This window comes from Gilliamella sp. App6-5, from assembly GCF_001690525.1.
In the GTDB taxonomy this organism is placed as follows: domain Bacteria; phylum Pseudomonadota; class Gammaproteobacteria; order Enterobacterales; family Orbaceae; genus Gilliamella; species Gilliamella apicola_H.
Window position 1 is genome coordinate 1 of sequence record NZ_LZGT01000074.1, and the last position, 15,508, is coordinate 15,508.

Annotated in this window: 12 protein-coding genes and 2 pseudogenes; 5 read left to right on the forward strand and 9 right to left on the reverse strand. The window is 34.0% G+C overall.

Annotation, left to right across the window (positions count from 1 at the left end; genetic code table 11):
* Positions 1-484 precede the first annotated feature (484 nt).
* Together A9G24_RS13240 and A9G24_RS13245 are read left to right on the forward strand one after the other, a co-directional pair.
* Positions 485-738 (forward strand): annotated as a pseudogene (locus tag A9G24_RS13240) (S24 family peptidase); the annotation flags it as partial.
* Positions 739-828: 90 nt separating this feature from the next.
* Positions 829-930, forward strand: a pseudogene (locus A9G24_RS13245) (Y-family DNA polymerase); the annotation flags it as partial.
* Positions 931-1,070: 140 nt separating this feature from the next.
* Here A9G24_RS13245 and A9G24_RS08625 read toward each other — a convergent pair.
* The 4 genes from A9G24_RS08625 to A9G24_RS08640 all read right to left on the reverse strand — a co-directional run bounded on the left by A9G24_RS08625 (position 1,071) and on the right by A9G24_RS08640 (position 6,880).
* The gene (locus A9G24_RS08625) at positions 1,071-2,201 is read right to left on the reverse strand and encodes an ABC transporter permease (protein WP_065638648.1); all 1,131 of its coding nucleotides are present in this window, start codon (positions 2,199-2,201) and stop codon (positions 1,071-1,073) included.
* Between the two features lie 5 nt (positions 2,202-2,206).
* On the reverse strand, positions 2,207-5,005 hold the full coding sequence (gene rbbA / locus A9G24_RS08630) for a ribosome-associated ATPase/putative transporter RbbA (protein ID WP_065638649.1): 2,799 nt from the start codon (positions 5,003-5,005) through the stop codon (positions 2,207-2,209).
* Between the two features lie 13 nt (positions 5,006-5,018).
* Positions 5,019-6,092 (reverse strand): HlyD family secretion protein, encoded by a 1,074-nt coding sequence (locus A9G24_RS08635; RefSeq protein ID WP_065638650.1) that lies wholly within the window; start codon positions 6,090-6,092, stop codon positions 5,019-5,021.
* A 266-nt stretch (positions 6,093-6,358) separates the two neighbouring features.
* Positions 6,359-6,880 carry a DUF2867 domain-containing protein gene (locus A9G24_RS08640; protein ID WP_065638651.1) on the reverse strand — a complete coding sequence of 174 codons (522 nt, stop codon included), beginning with the start codon at positions 6,878-6,880 and terminating at the stop codon, positions 6,359-6,361.
* Between the two features lie 268 nt (positions 6,881-7,148).
* On the opposite strand from A9G24_RS08640, the gene argE reads away from it, so the two are divergent.
* On the forward strand, positions 7,149-8,306 hold the full coding sequence (gene argE, locus A9G24_RS08645) for an acetylornithine deacetylase (protein WP_065638652.1): 1,158 nt from the start codon (positions 7,149-7,151) through the stop codon (positions 8,304-8,306).
* A 58-nt stretch (positions 8,307-8,364) separates the two neighbouring features.
* On the opposite strand, the gene rnz is transcribed toward argE, so the two are convergent.
* Positions 8,365-9,282: a ribonuclease Z gene (rnz, locus tag A9G24_RS08650; protein ID WP_065638653.1), complete on the reverse strand. Its 918-nt coding sequence runs from the start codon at positions 9,280-9,282 to the stop codon at positions 8,365-8,367.
* Positions 9,283-9,288: 6 nt separating this feature from the next.
* Positions 9,289-9,516: a YccJ family protein gene (locus A9G24_RS08655; protein ID WP_034910542.1), complete on the reverse strand. Its 228-nt coding sequence runs from the start codon at positions 9,514-9,516 to the stop codon at positions 9,289-9,291.
* 73 nt (positions 9,517-9,589) lie between these two features.
* On the opposite strand from A9G24_RS08655, the gene yaaA reads away from it, so the two are divergent.
* Both yaaA and A9G24_RS08665 read left to right on the forward strand, forming a co-directional pair.
* Entirely contained in the window at positions 9,590-10,363 is a 774-nt protein-coding gene (gene yaaA, locus A9G24_RS08660) for a peroxide stress protein YaaA (protein ID WP_065638722.1), read from the forward strand.
* Between the two features lie 10 nt (positions 10,364-10,373).
* Entirely contained in the window at positions 10,374-11,327 is a 954-nt protein-coding gene (locus A9G24_RS08665; protein WP_065638654.1) for an AEC family transporter, read from the forward strand.
* A 566-nt stretch (positions 11,328-11,893) separates the two neighbouring features.
* Here A9G24_RS08665 and A9G24_RS08670 read toward each other — a convergent pair.
* The 3 genes from A9G24_RS08670 to A9G24_RS08680 form a co-directional block, all read right to left on the reverse strand.
* Entirely contained in the window at positions 11,894-12,745 is an 852-nt protein-coding gene (locus A9G24_RS08670) for a carboxylate/amino acid/amine transporter (protein ID WP_065638655.1), read from the reverse strand.
* Positions 12,746-13,144: 399 nt separating this feature from the next.
* Positions 13,145-14,017 carry a DUF6708 domain-containing protein gene (locus A9G24_RS08675; RefSeq protein WP_065638656.1) on the reverse strand — a complete coding sequence of 291 codons (873 nt, stop codon included), beginning with the start codon at positions 14,015-14,017 and terminating at the stop codon, positions 13,145-13,147.
* Positions 14,018-14,036: 19 nt separating this feature from the next.
* A complete protein-coding gene (locus A9G24_RS08680; RefSeq protein ID WP_065638657.1) occupies positions 14,037-15,377 on the reverse strand; it encodes a hypothetical protein in 1,341 nt (446 codons plus the stop codon).
* Between the last annotated feature and the right edge of the window lie 131 nt (positions 15,378-15,508).

The window sequence follows — 15,508 nt, forward strand, 5'->3', positions numbered from 1 at the left end:
ATTTAATTTACTACTTAAAAATCATGTTAATAGTAACTATATATATGGCAGTGAATAAATAATTCAAGATACTGTGAAATATGTTTTAAATTAATTAATAAAATTTTAATACAATGTAAATCATTTATGTAGCATTGTAAAATCGGTAATACAAATTGTATCAATTTAATTAGGAGATACTATTTTATCAATCACCACAATATAAAATACGCCACTCAACTATCAGTCTAAATATATCAATAATGATTGCATATCTAATAATTACAACAAAGAGACGCAATGATTTTTACTCTATTTCTATTTTTTTACACTGATTTTTATTGAATCAAAAATTTTATACTGTATATTTATACATTCACCCGTATTTTATCACGAATCTTGTGATGTGGTGTAAATTTATACGTTGGTTTTTAGGAGAATTTTCTTGAGTAAATATTGTCTTGTAATTGGTACCGCTGATGCTACTATCAAAAATCACTTATCTTTGGTCGATATCCCAGTCAGAGCAGGATTCCCCTCACCAGCCGATGTTTATTTAGAAACGAAACTTGATTTAACAAAATATTCAGTAAAACACCCTAGCGCAACATATTATATTAAAGTAGCAGGCGACGCTATGATTGGCTATGGTATTTTTAATGGTGAATTGATGATATTGTGATCGCAGCTGTTGATGGTGAACTTACTTGTAAATGTTTGGGAACAATTGATGATCAACCTTATTTATTGTCGGGTAATGAGCTTTTTCAGCCTATATATTTGACTGGAAAAGAGGTACATATTTGGGGTATTGTAATACACACCATTCATTACGAAAACGAGCGCTGTATGATTGGGTTGATTGATTGTAATAATTTTTATGTTTCATGCGAACGCGTCTTTAATCCTAAATTAGAAGGAAAACCAATCGGTATCTTATCAACTAATAATAGCTGATTTACTTTACCGTAAATCCAGTTCAACAAAATTATCAGCTTGAGCAACGAATATTGCATATATTTAAAAGTACAATAAATAGTAACTGTGACTAAAAATATAATAGTACCAATTTTGCAATAAAATATGGGATATTATGATCCCATATTCACAATTGAGCTACGAAACCGCCTTAAAGCAATTAAAAAGAAAACGGTACCAATTGCCAATAACCATGCAAACGAAGTCCAAACCACACTTAAGCCAGCACCTCGATACAATATTGCCTGCCCTAATTCAACAAAATGCGTAGTCGGAGTAAACATCATAATATTTTGCACAATTTCTGGCATACTTTCTCGCGGAGTACTACCCCCTGATAGCATTTGTAGTGGTAACAAAATTAAAATAAGTAACATTGCAAATTGCGCAGTGGATTTGGCTACTGTTGCCATAAAGATACCAAGTGACGTTGTCACAAAAAGATGTAATGCTGCACCTATCAAAAATAAGGTTACCGAACCTGCAATTGGTACATTTAGCCAACTATGAACAACAAGTAACAACGCTACCCAGGTTGATATTAATACCACAAGCCCCATTGACCATACTTTGGATATCATAATTTCAAAGGGAGTAACAGGCATAGCAAGAAGATGGTCAATCGTACCATGTTCGCGTTCTTTCATTAAAGCGGCACCAGTTAAGATAATAGATAGTGTTGTCACAATATTGATAATTTCCATGACCGAACCAAACCAAGATCGCGTTAAATTAGGGTTAAAAGCGGTATGTACTTGTATATTAACGGGTAAATTTGTTACCTTATTGTAACGGTTGACATATTCAGTCACTTCACCAGTAATAATTTGTGTTATATAACCATTTCCGACAAACGCTTGCCCCATTCGGGTTGCATCAATATTGAGTTGAATTTCTGGACTTTGATTATTTAGCACATCACGCTGAAAATTAGGCGGAATATTTAAAGCAAACGTATAATTATCCGTATCCATACCACGATCGACATCATCCATTGAATATAATTTAACAGGAGTATTAAACATTGGCGGATAAAAGGCTGTAATAATTTGTCTTGATAAGGGGGAGTTATCTTCGTCCACAACGGCAATCGAGGCATGATGTAACGAGTCAGAAGTAGCTGTTGCGGCAATGTAAATATCAAAGGTAAAGCAATAGGCAATTAATAGCAACATGATAGGATCACGCAATAACCCCCATAACTCTTTAATTCCTAAGCGATAAATATTAATTAAACTCTGCATAATATCTATCCTTCTTGTTTTTTAAGAAGAAAAATACTGGCACCCAACACAATAGGGATTGTGACCAATAAAGCAAATATTGAATTATGTAGATCGATAAAACCAAGCGCTTTATTAAACACACCACGAGCAATAATTAGCATATGCGTTGTTGGATATACTTCTCCAATATAACGACCGCCACCTTCTAAGGATGCGACAGGGTTGAGCAATCCCGAAAATTGAATTGCTGGTAGCATTGTACCAACACAAGTTAAAAAGATAACGGCAATTTGGCTACGGGTGACCGTCGAAGCCAACAGACCAAAACCCGTTGAAATAATACAATAAGCAAATGCAGCTAAGCACAAAGTAAACAAGCTTCCTTTTACAGGCACACCAAAAATGGTGATTGCCATAAATAACAATAATAAAAAGCTAAACATAGAAATAATGATATAAGGTACTTGTTTGCCTAGCAAAAATTCAGCTTTAGATACTGGTGTTACATATAAATTGATAATCGATCCCATCTCTTTTTCACGCACCACCGATAAAGCCGCTAACATTGATGGAATCATTAATAATAAAATAGGTATTACCGCCGGCACCATGGAAGGTAAGCTTTTGATATCAGGATTATAGCGGTATCTTGTTTCTATATTTGCCAAGCTAGTTGAGGATTTTCCGGTTACTTCTTTTACTTTTTCACTTAACCAAGCAAGATGCATGCCTTGCACATAGCCTTTGATTGTTTCGGCACGTAGTGGCATTGCCCCATCAATCCAAATGGCAATATCAACGGGATCGCCTCGTTGTATGTCACGACCAAAATTTGGCGGGATTTCAATCGCTAAAGCAATGTCATTACTGCGTAACCGCGCATCCATATCGTTATAATCAGTGATAGGTATCCTTTCAATAAAATAACGTTTAGATCCTGACAAATTTAGAGTATAATTTTGGCTGATCACACTTTGATCGCGATCAAGCACAGCAAAACGCAGATCTTCAACATCCATCGTAATGCCATATCCCATAACCAACATTAAAATTGCTGAACCTAATAACGCTAATAATGCTCGCAAAGGATCGCGAGATAATTCAAGAGTCTCACGCCATAGACAACCTATCATACGGGTAAGGCTAAATCCTTGACGGTGATGATTTGGTATTGTTTTTGTTGCTTGATTGAGGATTTCTTTTGGTGATTCAACAGAGTGTTCTTCTGTATTGCTATCATCAGCCCCTGCATCAACAAGATAGTTAATAAAGGCTTCTTCTAGTGTTTTAGCATTTTTGGAGCTGATAATGTTATCTGGTGTATCGCTTGCTAATACTTTACCTGCATGCATTAATGAAATTCTATCGCATCTTGCGGCCTCATTCATAAAGTGAGTTGTGATGAACACCGTTACTTTATCTTTTCTAGAAAGTTCGATAATTAAACGCCAAAAATCATCGCGAGCAATGGGATCAACGCCTGATGTTGGTTCATCAAGGATAAGAATTTGCGGATTATGCACAACGGCAACTGACAATGAAAGCCGTTGCTTTACCCCTAAAGGTAAACTATCGGGCAGATTTTCTGCGTCTTGTTCTAAACCAAAACGTTTCAGTAATTCTTCAACGCGAGCAGGTATTTTACTTTCTTCAATACCAAACAGACGCGCATGTAGAACTAAATTTTGTTTGACTGTTAACTCACTATATAAAGAAAATGCTTGAGACATATATCCTAAATGACGCCTAACATTAATATCACTGGCATCAACAGGTTTACCAAATAGCCATGCCTCACCTGATGAAATCGGTAATAAACCGGTTAACATTTTCATGGTGGTTGATTTACCACAGCCATTTGAGCCTAAAAAGCCAAATATTTCACCTTGTTTAATTGAAAAATTAACATGATCAACGGCAATAAAATTACCAAATTGTTTTGTTAAATCTTTTGCTTCTATAGCTATTTGCAAATCTTTATTAAGATCTAAGGTTGGAATTTGGACAGTTTGATAACCTTGTCTGGCGCTTTCTGGCATGAGCTGAATAAATGCATCATCTAAATTATCTTTTCCTGTCTTAGCTAGTAAGGATTTTGGTGTACCAGTTTCAAGAATTTTACCGCCATACATCGCAACCAACCAATCAAAATTTTGGGCTTCATCCATATAGGCGGTTGCCACAATCACACTCATTTGCGGTCTTTGTTTACGAATTTTGTTAATTAACAGCCAAAATTGGGCTCTGGAAAGTGGATCGACTCCCGTTGTGGGTTCATCAAGAATTAACAAGTCCGGATCATGAATTAACGCAGAACATAAGCTAACCTTTTGCTTCATACCACCAGATAACCGCCCTGCTGGTCTTGATAAAAAGGGATATAATCCAGTACTACGCGTTAATTCATCAATACGGCGACGACGCTCAGCCGCATCATTACCAAACAAACGAGCAAAAAATTGCAAATTTTCTTCAACGGATAAAGTAGGATAAAGGTTTTTACCTAACCCTTGCGGCATATAAGCAATACGTGTGCAAACATTTTTACGGTGTGTTTTATCTTTCATATCACCGTCAAGTACATATACTAACCCATCTTGAATAACATGCGCACCAGCAATTAATGATAATAAACTTGATTTTCCAACACCGTCTGGTCCTATCAATCCAACCATACATCTTGGCGGTATAGCTAAAGTGATATTATCAAGAGCAAGGTTCTTTTTATAATGCAGTGATACATCACTAATTTTTACCACTGCATCATCGAACGATTTAGCTTCGGTTGATAAAGCTAAATCTTTATTGTCGGATTCTGACATATGCTATCCCCAATTATTTTGTTGGACATTTTGCAACATCAGCTAAGCCTGACGGCCAAGAAGCTTTTGGATCAAGTTTTACCCAAGCCACGCCTGGTAAACCTGTTTTAACTTGATTAATAAAGCATTTTAATAATTCAGGGCTTAATTGCGCTTTTACTCTAAACATCAATTTTTGACGCTCATCTTTAGTTTCAACTGTTTTAGGCGTAAACTGCGCAACGCTTGATACAAACGATATTTTTGCAGAAATTGCTTTATCTGGTAGTGCATCTAAAATCAATCTCACTTCATCACCAATACCCACCTTACCCGCAACAGTTTCAGGTAAAAAGAAAGTTAAATAAACATCATACAAATTAACTAAATTTAGTACTTTACCGCCCGACGGTAAAACTTCGCCTAACTGAGCAATGCGATATTGAATACGACCATCAACAGGAGCTATTAAAGTACTATCATCAATATCAGCTTGAATTCTTCTAATATTAGCGCTGGCAACATTAATTGCCGATGCGGCGCTATCAACACCCGCTTCAGCTACAGCAATCGCCGCATCAGCGGCAGTAACTTGTGATTTGGCAGAATCTAGTGCTGCTTTAGCATTGTTTACTTTAGCAGTATCATCATCAAATTGTTGAATAGATATTGCACCTTTTTGATATAGGGCAGTAGTTCGTTGTAGATGTTTTGAGGCGATATCTAAGTCACTTTCCTTTTGACTTACACCTGCTTGCGCTGCGACTTTATCACTCATTTTTAATGCCACTTGCGCTTTAGCACTTGCTTCATTACTAACCGCTTGGCGATATTGTGCTTGGGCTTCATTAAGTTGTGCTTGTAAGGTATCAGTTTGCATGACGACTAAAGCTTGACCTGCTTTAACAAAATCGCCCTCATCAACATTAATTTTTTCTATTCTACCAGCTAATTTAGCTGAAATATTGATTTCAGTCGCTTCAATACGTCCGTTGCCACTAATAAAATCTGAACCATACCCATCAGTTTTTAATTGCTGCCATAAAATAAAAATAATAGCAATAATAACAACTGCAATAACAATCCATTTCCTGCTTATATTTTTCATATAACACCTTATTTTTTAAAACGATTCATAATAAATTTTAACGAGATAACAAATCGTTATGGCCTAATTAATTGCATTGATTAAATAGTATCAAATGTTTATGTCAAATAAAATCTGTTCATAAAACAATCGCAATAAAAGCTAAAAATTCTAATTTAAGCAGTGTAGTTTTATTTATAGATTTGGAATTAATAACATCACTATATTACGCAATAAAGCTGATATGCCCATTGCAAATTGATAAACTCTTTATAATAACAGACTTATTATTTTATATTTTCAAATAATTTATTAACAATATAGGGATGCAAAATAGCAACAGGTAACATATATAATTTTCCCCAGATATTGTGATTTTTAACTGATGCAATTAAATATACTGTATTTTTATTTATGTCATTGCCGTTACCTATAATCCGAATACAAACACAAACATCTAAATGGCTATCTTTTACAACTAATGTGAGTTTATCGTTGGTTTTCTCTGTTATGGTAAAGAAATGTGCCATATTGCTTTCATCTCGTTGATGCTCATTTTCCGCATAACTATCGAATCCATTAATCGCTTTGACGCCGATTAATTTCACTAAACAATCCCTTATTTTAAAGAGTATTTTTAGCCATCTAGGTTGATAAGATGTCATCATTTTATAAGCTTCATAGGCTGTCAATTTTTTAGAAATATCTTTTTTTTGACAATCTAAATAATCGATTTTTTCTGCAATAAAGCTTACATTATTAGGTAATGTTTGCCGTACTTTTATGATATTGTTTTGTTTATTTTTCATATAATTATTCCCCTTCCTCCTATTATATAAAATGCTTATCTAAAACATGAATAAAAATCATAAAAAAACACCACATTCAACAAATTTAGCAGTCAATTTAAATCATAATCAGCTAACTATGCATTAGTTAATGTACATATTGAATACTATCAAAACATAAAACATTAATTGAAACAACATGGTTAGTTATATGCAAAAAATAATGTAAATGGTATGCTTATAACATTATTAAAAGTATATTTTCGATTTGTCATTTAAAGGTGAATTTATGACACTACCATCTTTTTTAACACTGTATAATGAATTAATTTCAACACCTACAATTAGTAACGTTACTAATGAGGAATTAGATTATTCTAACAAACCACTCATCGACAAGTTAGCCAGTTGGTTTGAAGATTTAGGTTTTGTTATTGATATCCAACCCGTTCCTAATACTCGCCATAAATATAATATGTTAGCTACTTATTCAAACAGCGAAAATAAAACACAAGGTGGGTTATTGTTAAGTGGACACAGTGACACTGTTCCGTTTGACGATGGGCAGTGGACTAAAGATCCCTTTAAATTAACAGAAGAAAATAATAAGTTATATGGACTTGGCACCGCTGATATGAAAGGCTTTTTTGCCTTTATTTTAGAGGCTCTGCGTGATATTGATCTTAAAAAGTTAACTAAACCCATTTATATCCTTGCCACTGCCGATGAAGAAACATCAATGGCTGGTGCGGCATTTTTTGCCAAGAATACCAAACTACAACCTGACTGCACTATCATTGGTGAACCAACATCGTTAATCCCAATTCGCGCACATAAAGGGTTTATCTCTAATTCCATTAAAGTGATTGGTAAATCAGGACATTCGAGCGATCCCGATAAAGGCATTAACGCTATCGAAGTGATGAATTTAGTCATTGAACGCTTGTTAGTGCTAAAACAAAAATTTAAAGAACAATATCATAATGACGGGTTCAGTGTACCTTACCCTACCCTAAATTTAGGTGTTATTCATGGTGGCGATGCGGCCAACCGTATTTGTGGTTGTTGTGAGCTTGTGATTGATATTCGTGCATTGCCCGATAACGATGTTAATTCACTTTATCATGCACTTTGCGATGCACTACAACCTGTTATGGATAAATACCCAAATCGAATCGAGATACAATACGAGGTTACGCCAATTCCGGGCTACGAATGTAAAAAAGATCATCCAGCATTACAACATATTGAAAAATTAGTCGGTCATAGTGCGCAAACTGTCAACTACAGCACAGAAGCACCCTACCTAAACCAAATTTCACCAACGATTGTATTAGGCCCTGGTTCAATTGAACAAGCACACCAGCCCGATGAGTTTATTTCAATGGACTTTTTAAAACCAACTAAAATAACAATAGAACAACTAATTAAGGATTTTTGTCTTTAATCTGTTTTTTTATTCGCCGATAAAATAACATCGGCGAAATTTTATAAAATAAATTTAACTAAATGAAAAAAGTTGCAAAATCGGTAGCGATTTCAGTATTTGCAAAAACACTTTTTGCTTCATTAACTAACTTTTTATTGTTATTCAAATTATATCTTGGGCTTATATGAGTCATAATAAGTCTTTTGACATTAGCTTTTTGGGCAATCATTGCCGCATGTATAGTGGTGGAATGACCACGTTCAATAGCCTTATCAACTAAAGCATGTTCTTGGGTTGCTTCATGAACAAGCAAATCAACATCATTAGCAAGATCAATTGAGGTTTGGCAAGGAATAGTATCACCTAAAATTGCTAACTTTCGGCCTTTTTTAATTTGACCTAAGTAATCTGTACCATTAATTATTCGCCCATCATCAAGTGTAATTGTTTTACCATTTTTAAGATCGTTATAAAAAGGACCAGCCTGAATATTATCTTGCTTTAATTTATCGATATTAAGCTGAGCTGGTAGATCTTTTTCGATAATACGATAACCAAAACACGGTACACGATGTTGTAATAATTTTGCTTCTACTTGAAACTGATTATCTTCAAAAACGGTACAATTTTCTTCAAGCTCAATGATGTTAAGAGGATAGGTTAACCAAGAATAACTAATTTCAATAACAGTTTCGATAAGAATTTTAATTCCTTTCGGAGCAATCAATGTTAAAGGCGATTGATTCTGCATCAAGGAACGGGAAGTTAAAACACCTGGTAGTCCAAACAGATGATCGCCATGCAGATGTGTTAAAAAAATGATCTCAAGTTTAGCAAGACTAAACTTGGCTTTTTGCATTTGCATCTGAGTTGCCTCACCACAATCAAAAAGCCAGAACTTACCCCGCTCTTGCCTAAGATCCAATAAAATACTGCTCACATTGCGTTGTAATGTTGGGGAACCAGCACTTGTCCCTAAAAAAGTCAAATTCATAAAGATTTAAACATTTTTACGTTCAATAGTCTGCTCACCCCAGAACAACTTATCGGCTTTGGTTTTAGAAAACGCAATTTTCAACACTTCATCACTACCTTCTGACCAAATTTGTTCGGCAAGTTTTTCATCATGGTTAGCTAGCTCAAAAATAGCCTCAGCAATTTCAATCGAGGTTTCACGAACAGAAGCCCAAGATTTAATATCATGTATTTCTTTTTTATCGATGTTCATTTTGCTACTCCTTTGAGTTGAATTAGAGGTAAAATAAACCTATTTAATGCAAAACACAATAGGCCAAATACGTATGATAACAATTATTTCTCCGGCGAAAACTTTGGATTACCAATCTCCATTATTAACCCAAAATTACACACTTCCTCAATTTATTGACTCAACTAAAAAACTTATTCAAGATTGCAAAAAACTAAGTGTTGAGAATTTAGCTAACTTAATGTCTATTAGCAAAAAATTAGCCGAACTTAATTATGAGCGATTTAAAGATTGGCATAGTGATTTTAATCTTGAAAATGCAAGACAAGCTATACTTGCTTTTAAAGGTGATGTTTATGAAGGATTACATGTTGAAGATTTTACTGATAAAAATCTAAAGTTTGCACAATCCCATTTAAGAATATTATCAGGTCTTTACGGTATTTTAAGACCACTTGACCTAATTCAACCTTATCGGTTAGAAATGGGGATCCGCTTAAAAAATGGTAGTAACACTAATCTTTATCAATTTTGGGGCGATAAATTAACAGAACACCTTAATAGTGAACTAGCCAAAACATCACATCGCACATTAATCAATTTAGCCTCAAACGAATATTTCAAAGCGATCAAACCAAAACAATTAAATGCAACTATAATTCAGCCTATTTTTTTAGATCAAAGCAAAGATACCTATAAAGTTATCAGTTTTTATGCAAAAAAAGCACGCGGACTAATGAGCCGATACATTATAAAAAATTGCATTGAAAAGAGTGACGATATTAAAAGTTTTAATCTAGAGGGCTATCAATTTGATTCAAAACGCTCAACTGACTTAGAATGGTACTTCATACGCAATCATCAATAAAATAATAACGATGGAATTTCTGACTACATTATGGGCGCAGTTTTTATCTACCCTGCCCCTTTTTATGCTAATTTTATTAGGTTTTTTAGCAGTTAAACTAGGCCGTTGGCAAAAAACAGTCACCGATAGCTTAACCAAATTTACCTTTTATATTGCATTTCCCATCATGCTATTTCAGATCATGAGCCATTTTTCTGAACATTCGCAAATCGATATAAAACTGTTATTCGTCTTTTTTGGAGGATCCTTTATTGTCTTTGCGATTGGTTGCCTAATTGCATCTAAATTATTTAAGTTAAATGGTTCAGAAAGTACAATGTTTGCTATGGGTAGTATTTACACCAATACCGTGTTTGTTGGTATTCCTATTATTAAAATGTTATTAGGCGATAATGCTATTCCCATTGTTGCCATTATCGTTATCTTTAATGCGTTAATTTTATGGACGCTTGCGACGGTTTCTATTGAATTTGTGCACATGGGAAAATGTTCAACTAAAGGGCTTGTTAAAGCCTTTAAAAATGTTTCAAAAAATCCCATTATTATTGGAATTTTTACAGGCATTGTAGTGAATTTTATTGGTTTACCATTACCTAACTTTATCGATAAATCAACCAAAATGGTGAGTGAGATGACCGCTCCTCTTTCATTAATTGTTTTAGGAATGGGACTGGCTGAATATAAAATTCGCGATAAACTTTTAATTACAACAGCTATCTGCACATTAAAATTGACTGTGTTACCTATTGTTACTTATATTTTAAGTAAACTCATTGGACTACCAACTTTAGAATTGCAAGTGGTGGTATTACTCAGTTCGGTTTCAATTGCGATAAATTGTTATATGATGGCAAGGCAGTTTGAAGTGTTGCAAGGCCCTATTGCTTCAAGCTTATTAATATCAACGACGCTATCTTCTATTACAACGCCGTTAATTTTATCAATTATGACACATTTACCTTAAACGCTTATTTGTATCAAAACAGCAGATTGCTTACACTTCATGATTCAAATAATCCACTAACAATGCATAAAGTGTTTTACTTAAAATCACCTTATGTGGTTTAACCATATTATAAAAGTGAATAAATTACTTTCTATCTTTTTAACCTAATAAATAAGATACTGCAGAGTCTTAATTAATCACCAAACGGTATAGAATCCTGAATATTTTTTACAAAACATATAACCTGAAAAATGAATATTTAACTTGCCATCTTAATTTGTCTTCAATCGATTCTTCATTTTTAATCAGATAATTAATTCCATAATTAATGGTTTTATAGCGTTTATTGCTACTGGTTAAGAAGACAAATAGCTTCAATCAGTTTTTTTAGCAGGTTACAAATGGTCGGGCGACTCACCAAAACGCTTAGCCAAATCAGTGACGGTTATTTTTCTTTATAATTAAGCCCATATTGCCAATCTTTGATTTGGCGTTAGTTCTGTTTTTTTATGTCTATTTATGACGGCCGTTTCTCAAATTACTGTCAATAACGCGAATAATTCCTACAGATTATTGTTCTTAACTTAATGAGCAATTTTAACTTTGTTGTGTAGCAATAGTGCCAACATAATGACTACACTACCTAATATAAAGCGTACCCAGTCTATTGATTGATGCCAAATCACCACATTCACCAAAATCCCTGTTGGAATAACCACATTATTCATAATAGCCAAAGTGCCCGAATTCACTTTTGTCGCACCAAAATTCCATAAAAAGTAACATATGCCAGAAGCCACTACGCCAAGCCAGATAATAATGCTCCATTGTAAAATAGTTGTAGGTAATTTTGATGCATCGCCAAAAAGCAACCAACCTACTGTTGCCACAATTACCGCCCCAAAGTAAACCCAAGCAAAAGCCTGATGTTGAGGCATTGGATATATCTCCATAATTCTTTTATAACCAACCTGCCCTAAGGCAAAAACAATATTAGCCCCTTGAATTAATAAAAAGCCAATAATAAAGTTTGCACTAATATGATCATAACGAATAATAGCGGCACCAATAACTGCTATTATTGCCGTAAAAAGGTAACTCAATCTTAATGGATGACGTTGCAGTAAATCATAAATAACCGTGACATAAATAGGTGTAAAAATGGTAAACAACAGTACTTCAGGTACTGAAATATATTGGAAGGAATTATAATAAAAAAAGTACATAATCCCTAATTGACAAGCCCCAACACCCATTAAAAGAAATAGGGTTTTAAGCTTAATATTTCTAAAGCATAAAAAAGGTAAAAAGGTAATAAATGCTAACAAAACACGCATAACTACAGCAAACCAAGTATCAACCTGTCCACTGATATAAACACCAATAAAACTAAACGAAAACGACCAAATAATTGTTACAAAAATAAGATAAGCCATAATTAATATAAAGAATGATAAATGGATTGCATCGTATCAATTCACTTAATATTTGTAAACTTTATGTTATAAAAATTGATTACAACAATAAGGTATATGTAAAAAAATGCCGAATTATTTACACTTCATGATTAAAATAACCCTATAAAAATGCATAAGGCGTTATATCTAAAATCGTTTCGCATTAAACATGCGTAATATGCTTTTTACTTTTTCATATGTTTGTGGGCTAGGATTGGTAAATTTTTGATTGATACAATGGTTGTCACACATATTACCTAAACAAAAAAACAGCCCAATTCTTATCAAAAAGTTTCAGGAAATCATAGTGTTTAAGTAAAAAACCAGCAAGCGCCTGAATAACTTCTATAACTTATTTTTTTAATTATTACTTCATTATTAATAAACAAGATAAACTGTATCGTTAAGTTGGTATTCTTGTTCAATTTGGGCTAGCTCTTCTTTGGAGCCGGCTTTCGAGGCTTTGTCTAATCCTTCAATTTGCTTTGAGGTGACTGTAATGCGTGGTTCAACATCCATAAAACTTTTGGCTTCGTCTCGGCTGTAATCTATATATCTTAAACCCGCTTTATTTAATGGCCTGTCCGTTCCATACTCCATAAAGTGGCTGATCCAGTTCCAAGCATAAGCAAATTGGTTGGTTTCACCAATATAGATATACTCAATCAGTTCATGACTGTTTGGCTTACAAGCTACACCTAGTAATATATGGTGTTCAATTGTACCACCACTAGCAAAGGCACCTGTTGAACTTTGTAATACCGCATGAAAGTCAGCCCAGTCATAAACTTTGATTTGGTATTTTTTTAAATCCTTGAATGCGTTAAGTGGTGTCCAGAGTTTAAACATCCATTTCATTGCCACTGCTTCGTAAAGATAGACTTTACCTGTTTTGCGATTAAAGCGAATAGGATTGCTAAAGGGGGCAAAATAGGCAAAAAGAAAATTGAATAGAGTGTGATAACAAATAATGCTAAGCACAATGATCATAAAAAAAGAAATAAAAGTAATCCACCATATAAATTCGACTCCTAACCAAAAATGAAAAAACAACATAAAAAAAGCTAAATTAAAATATAATATTAAGAAAAATGTAGCACTTGTCGCACCAATTTTTCTATAACGATAAATTTCCAGATAGTTATCATTAGCACAAGCTATATAGTTTGCTTCGCTGATAATGCCCAAACCACTAGTTTTACTTAGGTCTTTTTTCCAGCCTGATAGTTGCGGTTGATAGCGTGATGGCATATTTTTGTTCCTTTATAATCTATTTGTGGTTTAAAAGCATGATCCCATAACCGTCAAATTCATAAAATTGATGAAGCGGTTGTGACTCTTCTATTTGGTCGCCATTTATGATATCGGGTTTTTTATAGTTAAGTTCAACGGTATAGAGTAATGATGTAATGGCTTTATAATTTACCTCGGCCAGCTTAAAGCGAATAACCAGATTGGTTTTAGTGCCTTTTACTGGTTTTAATGTGTAATCACTATTATCGTTCTCAACCTCTTCTGATTGATATTTAAACATCCTACCTTTATCGTGGGTGAATATAATATAGGGACGACCATATAATAGGATATTCAAACTATCTTCAAGGAGTTTTGGCTCCAGCTTTTTACTTATATTATTATGGTTAAGTTGTATTTTCACCTTTAAGTCTGGGTTTCTTTTATCCATAATAGTGACGATAAATGCTAATTTATCGTTTTCCATATCGAAGTCATGAATGGTCATATCAAGATAAAGCGAGCGATATATAAATTCAGCTAGTAAAATTTCTTGATTTTTATCGGGCTGTGCAAAGCGCAATTGCGGTGATATGCCTGATATCAATACCGAAAAATCATTGAGCGCTTGTTTGCATCCAGCAATTGTCATTGGGTAACGCCCATTATCAATACCAAAACCGCAGCGGGCAAACCAGCGCTCTAGCAATGTGGAAATATAAATAATAATAACACCTGCAACAGTAACAATAACCCCCATTACTGGTACCATCGCTACTGGAAGTGTTAAAGTTACCAATTTTAATGCCATTGCTGAACCAACAATTATGGCTAAACCTCCCACAATTTTGGAAACACCCGCAATACCATCTTCCTCATTAAAAAATAAATTAGCCCCTTTTAAAACCTCTATCGCACCGTCAACTATTGCTAACATAGTAAGTCCCTTACCAACAAAATTGACAAATTTATCTGCAATATAAAAAACTTGCTTCATGCCATAAGCGAGTTTCAATTTTGGTGGTGTTAGTCGACTTTCGCCATAAGGATGACGTGTTAAAAAGTTAGTCATCTTAAGTGCGTTCATAGCTGTTGCCATTTTGATAATATGTCCGCCAACTTCGGCCGCCATGCCTGCAATAGCGATTAAACTCGAGGTTAAATCATAAAGTAGAAAAGCTTTTTGTATTGGATCGGTCTCGGTTTTGATTTCTTCCAGATTATTTTTAAATGCATTTAGCGTAAAGTGAATCATTACCACATTTAAAAAGCATTTTGCTAAACCGCTGACAACAATTTTTTGGTTTTCAGTTTGAACATGATATATTTTATACGATGCTAGATAGCAAAAAGTTACCAACAGACGACCCCATGACATCCAGATCCTAACTATTTAAACCAACTTAAAATTTATGAATGTTTGTTTTGTAATTAATAACGATAATCAATTTAAGCAGACAAATTACGTTGTTTTACTCATTTCTGCACCTATTTTTTTACTTTTTTTAT